Source organism: Alphaproteobacteria bacterium (assembly GCA_024244705.1).
Taxonomy (GTDB): domain Bacteria; phylum Pseudomonadota; class Alphaproteobacteria; order JAAEOK01; family JAAEOK01; genus JAAEOK01.
This window is the reverse complement of sequence record JAAEOK010000001.1, coordinates 60,322-74,056: the sequence shown is the minus strand read 5'-3', so window position 1 is coordinate 74,056 and position 13,735 is coordinate 60,322. Positions and strand designations below refer to the sequence as shown.

The 13,735-nt window shown below is 67.0% G+C and carries 10 protein-coding genes; 8 read left to right on the top strand and 2 right to left on the bottom strand.

Annotated elements, in window-relative coordinates:
• Positions 1–51: 51 nt before the first annotated feature.
• Together GY791_00305 and GY791_00300 are read left to right on the top strand one after the other, a co-directional pair.
• Positions 52–717 (top strand): ribulose-phosphate 3-epimerase, encoded by a 666-nt coding sequence (locus GY791_00305; GenBank protein ID MCP4326869.1) that lies wholly within the window; start codon positions 52–54, stop codon positions 715–717.
• Positions 718–763: 46 nt separating this feature from the next.
• Entirely contained in the window at positions 764–2,386 is a 1,623-nt protein-coding gene (locus GY791_00300) for a hypothetical protein (protein ID MCP4326868.1), read from the top strand.
• A gap of 11 nt (positions 2,387–2,397) precedes the next feature.
• On the opposite strand, the gene GY791_00295 is transcribed toward GY791_00300, so the two are convergent.
• Complete coding sequence (locus GY791_00295) at positions 2,398–3,675, bottom strand: nucleotide sugar dehydrogenase (protein MCP4326867.1); 1,278 nt, start codon at positions 3,673–3,675, stop codon at positions 2,398–2,400.
• Between the two features lie 152 nt (positions 3,676–3,827).
• On the opposite strand from GY791_00295, the gene asnB reads away from it, so the two are divergent.
• The 6 genes from asnB to purH all read left to right on the top strand — a co-directional run bounded on the left by asnB (position 3,828) and on the right by purH (position 12,383).
• Positions 3,828–5,723 carry an asparagine synthase (glutamine-hydrolyzing) gene (gene asnB, locus GY791_00290; protein MCP4326866.1) on the top strand — a complete coding sequence of 632 codons (1,896 nt, stop codon included), beginning with the start codon at positions 3,828–3,830 and terminating at the stop codon, positions 5,721–5,723.
• Positions 5,720–6,859 carry a glycosyltransferase family 4 protein gene (locus tag GY791_00285; protein ID MCP4326865.1) on the top strand — a complete coding sequence of 380 codons (1,140 nt, stop codon included), beginning with the start codon at positions 5,720–5,722 and terminating at the stop codon, positions 6,857–6,859. The genes asnB and GY791_00285 overlap by 4 nt, the downstream gene beginning before the upstream one ends.
• Entirely contained in the window at positions 6,856–7,764 is a 909-nt protein-coding gene (locus GY791_00280) for an NAD(P)H-binding protein (protein ID MCP4326864.1), read from the top strand. Before GY791_00285 ends, GY791_00280 begins: the two co-directional genes overlap by 4 nt.
• Positions 7,764–8,756, top strand: coding sequence for a glycosyltransferase family 4 protein (locus GY791_00275; protein ID MCP4326863.1), 993 nt, complete (start codon positions 7,764–7,766; stop codon positions 8,754–8,756). The genes GY791_00280 and GY791_00275 overlap by 1 nt, the downstream gene beginning before the upstream one ends.
• 44 nt (positions 8,757–8,800) lie before the next feature.
• On the top strand, positions 8,801–10,723 hold the full coding sequence (locus GY791_00270; protein MCP4326862.1) for a polysaccharide biosynthesis protein: 1,923 nt from the start codon (positions 8,801–8,803) through the stop codon (positions 10,721–10,723).
• 61 nt (positions 10,724–10,784) lie between these two features.
• Positions 10,785–12,383, top strand: a complete 1,599-nt coding sequence (purH, locus tag GY791_00265) for a bifunctional phosphoribosylaminoimidazolecarboxamide formyltransferase/IMP cyclohydrolase (protein ID MCP4326861.1) — start codon at positions 10,785–10,787, stop codon at positions 12,381–12,383.
• A gap of 40 nt (positions 12,384–12,423) precedes the next feature.
• On the opposite strand, the gene GY791_00260 is transcribed toward purH, so the two are convergent.
• Positions 12,424–13,686 (bottom strand): MFS transporter, encoded by a 1,263-nt coding sequence (locus tag GY791_00260; GenBank protein ID MCP4326860.1) that lies wholly within the window; start codon positions 13,684–13,686, stop codon positions 12,424–12,426.
• Positions 13,687–13,735: the final 49 nt, after the last annotated feature.

The following is a 13,735-nucleotide window of genomic DNA, read 5'->3' as shown; positions in this document are numbered from 1 at the left end:
CGTCCTAGCGCGTCCTTGCCGCCTGCACGGCCACCTGTTACCTAGAGTCCCATGCAACAAGCCGTCCGCATCGCGCCGTCCGTCCTGTCAGCCGATTTCGCGCGGCTCGGCGACGAGGTGCGTGCGGTGTCCGAGGCCGGGGCCGACTACATCCATGTCGACGTCATGGATGGCCATTTCGTACCCAACCTGACCATCGGTCCGGCCGTCGTCGCGGCCATCCGCGACTGCACCGACCTGCCGTTCGACGTCCATCTGATGATTTCCCCGGTCGATTCCTTCGTCGAGGCGTTCGCCGCCGCGGGCGCCGATATCATTACAATCCACCCCGAGGCCGGAGCGCACACCCACCGTTCGATTCAACTGATCAAGTCGCTCGGCAAGAAGGCCGGACTCGCGCTCAATCCGGGTACGCCGGTCGAGGCGGTCGATAATCTGATCGGCGACGTCGATCTGATCCTGGTCATGAGCGTCAACCCGGGATTCGGCGGCCAGGCCTTCATTCCGCACCAGCTCGACAAGATCCGCGCCTTGCGCTCCCGCATCGATGCCCTGGGACGGACGATCGATCTCGAGGTCGACGGCGGCATCAACGAAGCGACGGCGGCCCAGGCGGTCGAAGCCGGCGCCGACGTGCTGGTCGCCGGCACCGCGACCTTCAGCGGCGGTGCGGCCGCCTATGCCGGCAACATCCGGCGCCTCCGCGGAGCGGATTAGCGTCGCCCACGAAACGAGTCCGACAGCAGCGACAATGGGAAACGGGGTGAGGCGACTTTCCGGGCGATTGAGCCAAACGGTCTTCGGATCGGCGGTCTATCGCCGGGCCCTGTCGCGTAACCCGCCCGATCGGGTCTTGATGTCGCCGCCGGAGCCGTGGCCCGGCGACGCCAAGCGCGGCGCCGCGATCTCGCGCGGTGAATTTCACAGCGCCGGTGATTCGGCGCCGATCGACGCCGCGATTTGGTCGCACAACGAACTCAGCGCGCGGTGGCTCGCCGACCTCCACGGTTTCGATTGGTTGGCCGACCTGCAGGCGTCGGGCGGTGACACCGGACGGCGCCGGGCCCGCGAGCTCATCACCGACTGGATCGCCCACAATCCGCCGTGCCGGGATGTCGGCTGGCGGCCCGATATTCTCGGCCGCCGCGTCGCCAATTGGCTGTCGCGCTTCGAGTTCTACGGCGCCAGCGCCGATTCCGAAACCCAGGCCGATATTCTCCAAAGCCTCGGCGCCCAGTGCCAGCACCTGGCGCGGGTGGCGCCGTCCGCGGCCCCGGGGCCGGGCCGAATTCTCGCCGCCAAAGGCCTGATCTATAGTGGCCTCGCCCTGCCCAACGGAACCGCCAGACGCGACCGCGGGCTCGATCTCCTCGACGCCGAGCTGGAGGTTCAGATCCTCGGCGACGGCGGCCATGTGTCACGCGACCCCTCGGTCCACCTTGCCGTGCTGCGCCACCTCATCGACATCCGCGGCGCCCTCGCCGCCTGCGACGCGTCGGTGCCGGAAACCATTCCCGCCGCCATCACGCGGATGTCGACGATGGTGCGGTTCTTCCGCATGGGCGACGGTCACCTGGCCTTGTTCAACGGCGGCAACGAAGAGACCGATTCGCTCATCGACGCGGTTCTGACGCGAAGCAATGCGCGCGGCAAGCCGGCCTCGGCGGCGGCCGATTCCGGCTACCACCGGCTGTCCTGCGGCCGCACCTTGGTGATCATGGATGCCGGAGCACCGCCGCCGCAGGGGTTCGACGACGGCGCCCATGCCGGCACCCTGTCCTTCGAAATGAGCGTCGGACGGGAACGTCTGATCGTCAATTGCGGCGCCTATCGCGGTGGCGACGGGTCGTGGCGGGGCGTCGCCCGCGCGACCGCCGCGCATTCGACCGCCGTCGTGCGTAACACGAACTCCAGCGGGATCCTTGCCGATGGCGGTCTGTCGCGGCGCCCGGCCGCAGTCACCTGCCGGCGCGAGGAGGCCGACGGAGCCGTCCTGCTCGATGCCAGCCACGACGGTTATGTCGAGGGATTCGGCTTGGTTCACCGCCGCCGCCTCTACCTGTCGACGGCCGGTGACGATCTGCGTGGCGAGGACACGCTGGCCGGGGACGGCTGGCATGATTTCGCCCTGCGCTTCCACCTCCATCCCGGAATTCGCGCCTCCCTCGTCCATGACGGCCATGCCGTATTGTTGCGCCTGCCCGGTGGCGACGGCTGGCGTTTCTCGAGTGACGGGGCGGCGCCGGAATTGGCCCCGACCGTCTATATGGGCGAACGCGGAAGAGTACAGCGCAGCGATCAGGTCGTCGTCGCCGGCACCACCGAAGGCGGCCGCGGCGTCGTCCGCTGGTCGCTCAAGCGGATTCCGAAGAAAACCAAAACCTAGAGCCTTATCGCTCACAACGTCCAGCGACGCAGCTCGTCCGGAATGACCGAAGCCGGCCAGATTTCCTTGACCTCCGCGACCAGGCCGCCGGGCTTGACCAGTCGAACGATATCGGCGCGGGACAAATCCCGAAATTCATCGTGGGCGACGGCCCCGATGACGGCGTCGAAGGAGGCCAGGCCGGCGATCGAGGCGACGATGTCGACGCCGAACAAATGCCGCGCCTTGGCGGCGTCCGCGAGCGGGTCGCAAATGACCACCTCGGCGCCGGCCGCGGTGAGCGCCTTGGCAAGGTCCGCGACCTTGGTGTTGCGCAGATCCGGCACATTCTCCTTGAAGGTCAAGCCAAGGACCAGAACCCGCCACGGCGACGCATCGGCGTCGAGCTGCTCGATGACGCGGCGGGCGACATAGTCGGCCATCTCTTCATTGATGCGCCGGCCCGACAGGATGATATCCGAACGATGCCCGACGTTGTCGGCGGCGAGCGCCAAATAATAGGGGTCGACGCCGATGCAGTGGCCGCCGACCAAGCCGGGGCGAAAATCCAGGAAGTTCCATTTCGTCCGCGCCGCCGCCAGCACGTCGACGGTGGAAATCCCCATCTTGTCGAAGATCATCGAGATCTCGTTGACGAATGCCACGTTGATGTCGCGCTGGGTGTTCTCGATGACCTTCGCCGCTTCGGCGGTGCGGATGTCCTTGGCAACGAATAGATTGCCGCCGGTAATCGGGCCGTAAATCCGTTCGAGCAATGCGATCACCTGCGGCGATTGTGCCGCGATGATCTTGGTTATAGATGACAAGCCATGGGCGCGATCGCCGGGATTTACCCGCTCCGGCGAATAGCCGAGGTGAAAGTCGATCCCGGCGCGCAGCCCCGACGCGGCGGCCAGCGCCGGGCCGCAAACGTCCTCTGTCACGCCGGGATAGACGGTGCTCTCGAGCACCACGACGGCGCCCGTCTTCATGACCTCGCCGACCGCCGTGCAGGCGTCCAGGAGTATGCTCAGATCGGGCTTGTTCGCCGCATCGACCGGCGTCGGCACGGCGAGGATGAAAAGGTCTGAACCGACCATCGCCGCCGCATCGTCGGTCAATGTCAGCCGCGCCCGCTTCAGAATGTCGCCATTGACCTCGCGCGTGTCGTCACGACCGCGGCCCAGCTCGGCGAGCCGGTCGGCATCGCGATCGTAGCCGACAACTTCGAAATGGGCGGCCAGCGCAATGGCCAACGGCAACCCCACATAGCCCAATCCGATTACCGAAATTCTCGGCGTCGTTGTCATTGCCGTCCTCCATGCGCGCTCCGAGTTGTGGCTGCGATCATGAGGGCTGTCAACGCCATCGCTGTACGGTCGCCGGCAAAACCGCTACCTTTCGCCGGCACGCCGGACAGGGCGACGGCCGGACGAACCGGCGCGCGGCAAAGGTAAGAGGGATGTGCGGGCTCGCCGGGATTGCCGATTTCGACGGCATCGATCGAGGGGGATTGGAGACGCGCCTGAAGCGCGTTCTCGATCGCCTGCGGCCGCGCGGGCCCGATGCCCAATCGACTTGGTTTACCGAGACCTGCGCCTTCGCCCATACCCGCCTGAAAATCATCGACCTGTCGGAGGCCGGCGCCCAGCCGATGACCGACGGGCCGCTGACCTTGGTCTACAACGGCGAAATTTATAACTTCCGCGCGCTGCGCAGCGAACTCGAAGGCCTCGGCCGGAGCTTCAACGGAAATTCGGATACCGAGGTTCTCCTGGCCGGCTGGCGGCAGTGGGGCGAGGACGTGCTGCCGCGGCTCGCCGGCATGTTCGCGATCGCGGTATGGAACGCGGAGACCAGTACCTTGACCCTGGCCCGCGATCGCTTCGGCAAGAAACCGCTCTACTATAGGACGGCCGCGCGCCGGCTCAGCTTTGCCTCGGACCTCGTCGCCCTGTCGCGGCTCGACGATACCGATGGCACCATCGATATCGCCGCCCTGCGGCTTTTTTTCGCGCTCCGTTTCGTGCCCGAATCGACATCGATCCTGAACGACGTCGTCAAGGTGCCACCCGGCGGATTGGTGCGTTTCGGTGCGGCCGGCGCCGATACGGTCACTTGGTATCGGCTGACGCGGCAATCGGCCCTCTATGGCGACCGTCGCGCCGCCGCGGCCGATCTGTGCGAAGCGGTCGATACCGCGGTCGCCGAGCGCATGATTGCCGACGTGCCGTTGGGCGCCTTCCTGTCCGGCGGGATCGATTCCGCCATCGTCGTGGCCAGCATGGCGCGGCAAGACGAGCACGTGCGCACCTTCACGATCGGCTTCGAAGATGCGCCCGCCTATTACGAGGAGCGCCCCGCGGCGCGGCGCATCGCCGACCATCTCGGGACCCGGCATGTCGAGATCGGGGTGACGTCGGCGATGACCCGCGAGCTTTGCGAAGCCGTGTTCAACGCCTATGACGAGCCCTTCGCCGACAGCTCGGCGCTGCCCACCTATGTCGTTGCCCGCGAGGCTCGTCACCATGTGACCGTGGCCTTGTCGGGGGACGGCGGGGATGAAGTCTTCGCCGGCTATCGCAAATATCTCGGCGAGGTTCAGGCGGCCCGCTACCAGCACCTGCCGAACTGGTTGAGGCGCCATGTGATCGAGCCGCTGGGCGCCGCGCTTCCCGATTCCAAATCCGACGGTTGGCGCGATCGGGCGCGACAGGTGCGCCGGTTCCTGTCCCACGCCGGCAAGAACGGCGCGGCGCGTCAGGCCGGATGGCTGCGGTCGCTGTCGGAGGACGAACTCGACGCGATGATCATCCCGACGGCCGCCGGGCCGACGCCGGAATCGCTGATCGCCGAAATCCGCGACGGATGCGACGGCGGCGATCCGCTCAACCGGATGCTGTGCGCCGACATCGGCTTCGGCCTGCCGGCCGACATGCTGACCAAAGTCGACCGCGCCAGCATGGCGAACAGCCTCGAAGTCAGGTGCCCACTGCTCGACCATCGCGTGGTCGAATGCGCCGCCGCGATGCCGGGCGACTACAAACTGTCCGCCGGACGAACCAAGCGAATTCTCCGCGAGGCCTTCGCCGACCGCTTGCCGGAAGAGGTTTTCGATCGCCCCAAGAAGGGATTCGAGATTCCGATCGCCGAGTGGCTGACCGGCGGTCTGGCCGATTTGTGCCGGTGGGCGATCGATCCGACCCGCTTGGCGAGGCAAGAATTGTTGCGCCCCGAAATGCCGGCGCAATGGCTGGACGACCTCGCCGCCGGACGCCGCGACACGTCGTGGCAATTGTGGACGGTGATTGCGTTTCAGGCTTGGTGGGAACGCCAGTTTGGCGATGGCGTGTCATGAAGATCTGCCAACTCTGCGCCGTCGATTTCACCATGTACCACTTTCTCCTGCCGCTGATGGCCGACCTCCGCGATGCCGGACACGAGGTGGTCGGCGTCGCCGCACCGGGCCCGCTGCTGATCCACGTCCGATCGGCTGGGTTCCGGGTCGAAACGGTCGCCATCGAGCGGCGCTATGACCTAGTCGCGCATTGGCGCGCCTATCGGAGCCTGGTCGACCTGTTTCGCCGCGAGCGTTTCGACGTGGTCCACGTCCACACGCCGGTGGCCGCTCTGATCGGTCGCCTGGCGGCGCGCCGGGCCGGGGTGCCGCGAATCGTCTACACGGCACACGGTTTCTACTTCCACGACAACATGGCGCCCCTACGACGCGCGCTGTTCATCGCACTGGAATGGGTCGGCGGCCGGGTGACCGACGTTCTCATGACCCAGGCCGAAGAGGACGCCAATGCGGCGCGGCGATTGCGGCTCTGCCGCGGCGTCATCGCGGCCATCGGCAATGGCGTCGACCCGGCGCGCTTTGCCTCGGACGGCGACACGCGGCGGCGGCCGCTGCGAGCCGAATTGGATACGCCGGCGGACGCCGTCGTGGTCGCGGTCATCGGCCGGCTCGTGGCCGAGAAGGGGTATCTGGACCTCCTGCAAGCGATGCGCGGCATCGACGCTCATCTGTGGATCATCGGCGAACGTCTGCCCAGCGACCATGCCGGATCGGTCGCCGCGGCACTGGCCGAGGCGCAAGACGATCCCGCCCTTGCCGGCCGCATTCATGTCTTAGGTTACCGCGGCGATGTTCCGGACCTGCTCGCCGCCTCGGATATCTTCACCCTGCCGTCGCACCGCGAGGGCATGCCGCGTTCGATTATCGAGGCGATGATGAGCGGTTTGCCCGTCATCGCCACCGACATCCGCGGCTCCCGGGAGGAGGTCATCGACGGCGACACCGGAATATTGGTGCCGGTCGCCGACCCCGATGCGCTGGCGGCGGCGCTGATACGGCTGATCGGCGACGGCGGCCTGCGCCAACGCTTGGGGCGTGCCGGCCGGGCTCGCGCGGTGGCATTGTTCGATGAACGGCAGGTGATCGCCCGCCAGATCGAAATTCTCGGTCTCGCGGCGGCGACCAAAGCGTCATGATCGCGGCCCTGTTCGGCGCCACCGGCAAGACCGGCAAGTACCTCGTGCCGGCCCTGCTCGATGCCGGTTGGAGCGTACGTGCCCTCGGCCGCGACCGGACCAAGCTGGCCGCCCTCGACCAACGATGCGAAACGGCGTCGATCGATCTCGACCGGCCGGCCGCGCTCGCGTCCTTGCTCGACGGCGTCGATCGCGTCGTCAGTCTGGCCCATGCCCGCTTCGCCGGAACGATCCTCGCGGCGCTGCCGGACAGCTGCGCCAGGGTTGTCTTGACCGGCTCGGTCCGCGCCTTCACCAAACTACCCGATCCGGCGGCCGAAATGGTCCGCGACGCGGTGGCCATATTCCAGGCGTCGGGCCGGGCGGGCGTCGTTCTGCACCCGTCGATGATCTTCGGCGCACCGGAGGACCGCAACGTCGGCCGAATCCTCGCCCACCTCGAGGCTTGGCCGCGAATGTTCCCCTTGATCGTGCCGCTTCCCGACGGCGGCCGCCATTTCGTTCAGCCGGTCTATTACGACGACGTGGTCGCCGGCTTCGTCGCCGCGGTCATCAATGACGACGCCCCCGGCGAGCCCATCATCCTCGCCGGGCCGGAGCCGTTGACCTATGCCGACATGGTCCGAGCGTGTGCCGCCGCCTGCGGCCGCCAGGCACGCATTTTAGCAATTCCGGGAATCGCCGCGACCACCGCCGTGCGTGGCGCGACAGCGCTCGGGTGGAAGCTGCCGGTGTCGGAAGCGGAGCTTCGCCGCGCCACCGAGGACAAGGTTTTCGATATCACCGAGATGAAGACCAGGCTCGGCGTAACGCCGCGACCCTTCGCCGACGCGCTGCGCGACATCGTGGCCCGGCGGCGGTCGGCCCTTGCCGAGGATGGGTCAAGCGGGCACGATGGCGGGTGATGGATGGATGGTCGATTCTCGTCGCCAGCGGCGGCGCGTTCGTCGCGAGTTGGGCCGGCACTCTGGTCTTGATCCGCGCCCTCGGCCGCGGCGCGGTACTCGACCACCCCAATGAGCGAAGCAGTCACGCGGTCCCGGTACCGCGTGGCGGCGGCATCGCCATTATCGCCACCGTGGCCATTCTGTGGACCGTATTGGCACCGGCCGGAACCGGTAACGTTTATTGGATCCTGGTCGCGGCCATCGCCTTGGCCGCGGTGTCATGGATCGACGACCTCCATGATCTTTCCATTCTTGTTCGCCTGCCGGTTCATTTCGCCGCCGTCATCATCGGGCTGTTCGCGATCGGCGACCTCGGCCCGGTCTTTCAGGGTGTTCTGCCCCTATGGCTGGATCGCATCGCCACCGTCCTGCTGTGGGTATGGTTTCTCAATTTGTTCAATTTCATGGACGGCATCGATGGCCTGGCGGCCGGCGAAACGGTGGCGATCGCGTTGGGATTGGTCGCGCTGGCGGTGGTCACCGGCGGCGCCCAGGATCAAATGTTTTATGCCGCGACGCTGGCTGCGACGACGCTCGGCTTCTGGTGGTGGAACGCGGCGCCGGCGCGGATCTTTCTCGGCGACGTCGGCAGCATCCCGCTCGGCTTCGTCGTCGGTTGGCTTTTGCTGACGTTGGCCGCGCACGGCCACTGGGTCGCTGCGTTGATCTTGCCGCTCTACTTTCTGTGCGACTCCAGCCTTACGTTGCTCAAGCGTCTGCAACAGGGCGCGCGCGTTTGGCAGCCCCATCGCGAGCATTATTACCAACGCGCGGTTCAAAACGGCATCACCCACGCCGCCGTCGTCCGCACCGTCATGGCGGCCAATCTGGTCCTCATCGTCCTCGCCGTCGTGGCGGTCCTCGGCGGCGCTATCCCGGCCGGGATCGCCGCGTTAGCGACCGTCGCCATGCTGCTTTTCGTCCTCAGCCGGATGCGGCCGCGGCCCTAATTTGCGTTGTTTCGCCGGCGGGCCGGTGGGATATTCCCGTCACGATGCCGAAATTGGAGGGCAAGACACGGGCGGCACTGATCATCACCCACGACGTGGTGATGGCGGCGTTGTCGTTCGTCATCTCCGCCTATCTGCGGTTGGGTGACACCGTTTTCGACCAGCCGTCCGAATTCCTCTTGATCGGAACCGCGGTCTTCGCCGCGGTCGCTGCCGCCGTGTTCGCGGTCATGCGTCTCTATCGCAATGTCTGGCGTTATATTTCGCTCAACGAATTCTTTGACATCCTGCGCGCGGCAACGTTGATCATTTTGGTCTTCCTGCCATCGATGTTCCTGCTCACCCGCCTCGAGGCGCTGCCCCGATCGGTCCTGGTCATCAATTGGTTCGTCCTGGTTGGACTGCTCGCCGGGAGCCGTATCTTTTATCGACTGTTGCACGACCGCCATTTCGACCGCGAGGAGCGGGGCCAACCCGGCCGCCCGGTGCCCGTGCTGCTGATTGGCGCCGGCTCGAGCGCCGACATGTTTATCCGTGCGATGACGCGCAACCCGGGCGCCGGTTACCGGGTCGTCGGTATCCTTGACGAAGGGAGCGCCTTTATCGGCCAACGCATTCAGGGCGTGCCCGTGCTCGGCGGCCTGTCCGACCTGGAGCGGGTCGTGCACCGGGCGGGGCGCGGCATCGAGCGCCCGCAACGGCTGATCCTGACCGGCGAACGGATCGATGGGGTAATCGCTCGCGACCTGCTGGATCGAGCGGAAACGTTGGGGTTGACCCTCGGCCGCCTGCCGCGGCTGACGGCCTTTCGGAGCGCCATCGAAGACGGCATCGACGTCAAGACCTTCGCCGTCGAGGATCTTCTCGGGCGGCCTCAGACGGTGCTCGATCGCAAGTCGATGCGCGCGCTTGTCGCCGATCGCCGGGTCTTGGTGACCGGCGCCGGCGGGACCATTGGCGGCGAGCTGGTGCGACAAATCTGCGACTACCGGCCGGCGCAGATCGTACTCGTCGACCATTCCGAGTTCGCGCTGTATTCGATCACCCACGAATTGGACGAGCGGCCGACGGCCCCGCCGCGCCGCGCCGTGCTGTGCGATATTCGGAACAGCGCCAGCCTGCGCCGCGTCATCGACGAGGAGCGCCCCAATCTGGTCTTCCACGCGGCGGCGCTCAAGCACCTGCCGCTGGTCGAAAACAATCCCAGCGAGGGTGTGCTGACCAACGTGATCGGCACCCGCAACGTCGCCGAGGCCTGCCGCGGTGGCGGGGTCGAGGCAATGGTGCTGATCTCCACCGACAAGGCGGTGAAACCGACCAGCGTCATGGGCGCCACCAAGCGGCTGGCCGAGCTCTATTGCCTCGCCCTCGCCCGCGCCGTGGGTCCGGGCGACACCCGCTTCGTCACGGTGAGGTTCGGTAACGTGCTCGGCTCGACCGGATCGGTGGTTCCGCTGTTTCGGCGTCAGCTCGAAAACGGCGGGCCGATAACGGTGACCGATCCCGAGATGACCCGCTACTTCATGACCACGCGCGAAGCGGTCGAACTCGTTCTCGAGGCGTCCGCCCTGGGCGCGTCCGAATCGGAACACGATCCCGGTATCTTCGTGCTCGACATGGGCGACCCGGTTTCGATCGATGAGCTGGCGCGGCAGATGGTGCGCCTGGCCGGCCTCCGCCCGGGAGAGGACATCGACATCGTCTACACCGGCTGCCGGCCTGGCGAAAAATTGCATGAAGAGTTGTTCCATCCCGACGAAGGGGCGCGGCCGGCCGAGTATCCGGGCCTGTTGATCGCGCGGCCCAAGGTTCCCGCACTCGACACCTTCGGGCCCGGATTCGAAGCCCTGGCGGCGGCCGCCAATGCCGGCGATAGCAGCGAGACCTTGCGGCTGCTGCGGCGCCTCGTGCCTGAATATCAGCCGTTGGAGGAGAACCCGGGCGTCGTCGTTGCCATGCGGTCATGAGGCCGGTATTGATACCCGAGTCCTGAACTCCGCCGACCAAACTTTATTTGGGAGCCCGGTCATGCGCGACCCAGATGCCCGTGCAATTCGCCGCGCGCTGATTTCCGTTTCCGACAAGTCCGGTTTGGTCGAGCTGGCGGCGAGCCTCTCGGATCTGGGTGTCGAACTGGTATCGACGGGCGGCTCGGCGGCGGCCCTGCGCCAGGCCGGCCTCGAGGTTCTGGACGTGTCGGACATCACCGGCTTTCCCGAGATCATGGACGGCCGGGTCAAGACGCTCCATCCCCGGGTTCATGGCGGCATCCTGGCGCGGCGCGGCAACGACGAAGACGCCGCAATCATGGCCGAACACGGCATCGCCGGCATCGATCTCGTCGCGATCAACCTCTACCCGTTCGAGGCGACGGTCGCGTCGGGCGCGAACTTCGCCGCCTGCGTCGAGAACATCGATATCGGCGGGCCGGCCATGATCCGCGCGGCGGCGAAGAACCACAACGACGTCACGGTTGTAACCGATCCCGCCGACTACCCGGCCTTGATCGCCGAACTCGAGGCGACGGGCGGCGAGGTCGGCGCCGACTTCCGCCGCCTCATGGCGGTCCGCGCGTTCGCCCGAACCGCCGCCTACGACGCCGCCATCGCCGCCTGGCTGGCGGCGGAACAGGACGACGCTCTGCCCGCCACCCTGGTCCTGGCCGGCCGCCGCCGCCAGATCCTGCGCTATGGCGAAAACCCGCACCAGGACGCCGGCTTTTACGTCGCGCCGGACGCCTACGGCCGCTACCGGCCGGGCGTCGCGACCGCGGAACAGGTGCAGGGTAAAGAGCTGAGCTACAACAACATCAACGATACCGACGCCGCCTTCGAGCTGGTGGCGGAATTCGATGCGCCCGCCGTCGCCATCATCAAACATGCCAATCCTTGCGGTGTCGCCGTCGCCGATTCCCTGGTCGATGCCTATCGCCGCGCGCTGACGTGCGACGCGGTGAGCGCTTTTGGCGGCATCATCGCCGTCAACCGTTCTCTCGACGGCGCGGTCGCGGCGGAGATCGCGAAGTTGTTCGCCGAGGTGGTGATCGCCCCCGATGCGGACGACGCGGCGCGCGCGGTGCTTGCCGGCAAGGCCAACCTGCGGCTGCTGCTGACCGGCGCCATGCCCGACCCCGGCGCCGGCGGCACGACTCTGCGCAGCGTCGCGGGCGGATGGCTGGCACAAGGCCGCGACCACATTTCGGCCACCGTCCAGAACCTCAAGGTGGTGACCAAGCGCGCGCCGAGCGAAGCCGAGATCCGCGACATGCTGTTCGCCTTCACGGTGGCCAAGCATGTCAAGTCGAATGCCATCGTCTATGCCCGGGACGGCGCCACGGTGGGCATCGGCGCCGGCCAGACGAGCCGTGTCGATTCCGCCCGCATCGCCGCCCGCAAGGCCGAGGATGCGGCCGCCGCGGCCGGGTTGGCGGCGCCCCTGACCAAAGGCTCGGCGGTGGCCTCGGATGCCTTCTTCCCCTTTGCCGACGGTCTGTTGGCGGCGGCCGAAGCGGGCGCAACCACGGTCATCCAACCGGGCGGCTCGGTCCGCGACGACGAGGTCATCGCCGCCGCCGATGCCGCCGGATTGGCGATGGTGCTGACCGGCAGCCGGCACTTCCGGCACTGATCCGGAGCCGGCGCGCGCCGCCGGAAAGACCGCCCTTTACTCAGGCGGCCAGCCGCGGCGGGGGCTGACGCACGGCCAGCAGGAGAACCAGCCCGATGGCGAAGAACGCCAGGATCGTCGCCATGCCGGCACGCTGGCTGTCGAAATGCGCCGTCACCAACGCCAGGACCAGGGGTCCGAGAAACGCCGTCGCCTTGCCGGCGAGGGCATAGAGACCGAACATTTCCGTCTCGAGCTCGGGCGGCACCAGGCGCACCATCAGCGATCGGCTGGCCGCCTGCGCCGGGCCGACGAAGGTGCCGAGCCCGAGGCCCAGGATCCAAAACAGCGTGTGGTCTTCGACGACGACCGCGCCGGCGCCGAGCGCAATCAGGGCGATCAGCGATATGACGATGGTCGGTTTGGGCCCGAACGCGTCGTCGAACCACGCGAAGACCGCGGCGCCGAGGCCGGCCGTCACATTGAGGCCAATGCCGAACATGATGACCTCGTCGAGGCTCAGCCCGAAGGTTCCGGCGGCATAGATCCCGCCGAAGGCGAACAGGGTCGTGAGCCCGTCGATGTAGAACATGCGAGCGATCAGGAACAGGAAGATCGTGCGGTGGGCACGGACATTGCGCAGCGTCGAGGCGACCGAGGCGATGCCGGCACGCATGGCCCGCGAGATTGGCACGCCGGTCGCCGGGCGGTCGGGCGTAAACAGGAACAGCGGTATGGCGAAGACGGCGAACCAGGCAGCGGCGAGAAGCGCCGTCGCACGCACATGCTCGGCGGTCGACTGATCGAGCCCGAACGGCGGATCCGCCGGCTGAACGAACACGAACAACGCGACCGCCAGACCGATCAAACCGCCGGCATAGCCGATGCCCCAACCCCAGCCCGAGACCCGGCCGATCCACGCCGGCGGCGCAAGATCGTTGAGCATCGAGTTATAGAACACCATGCCGATCTCGAAGCCGATGTTGCCGATACCGACCAGCAACAACGCCAGCAGCACGTAGTCCGGACCGGGCCGGGCGAACCACAGCGCCGCGGTGGCGGCGATACACAGCAGCGAAAACCCCGCCAGCCAGGGTTTGCGTCTTCCGGTGCGATCGGCGATGGCCCCCAGCACCGGGCTGAGCACGGCGACGACAAGCGCCGACACGCTGACCATGTAGCCCCATTGGCTGGTCCCGATTTCCGGGCTCTTGGCGATTCCCTGGGTGAAATAGGCGGCGAAGACGAAGGTCAGGATGATCGTCGGATAGGTCGAGTTGGCAAAATCGTAGAGGCACCACGCGACGACGCCACGACGCGGCACCGGCGGCCCGGAGCCGCCGCCGCTGTGCCCGTACCCGGCGGCGATGTGC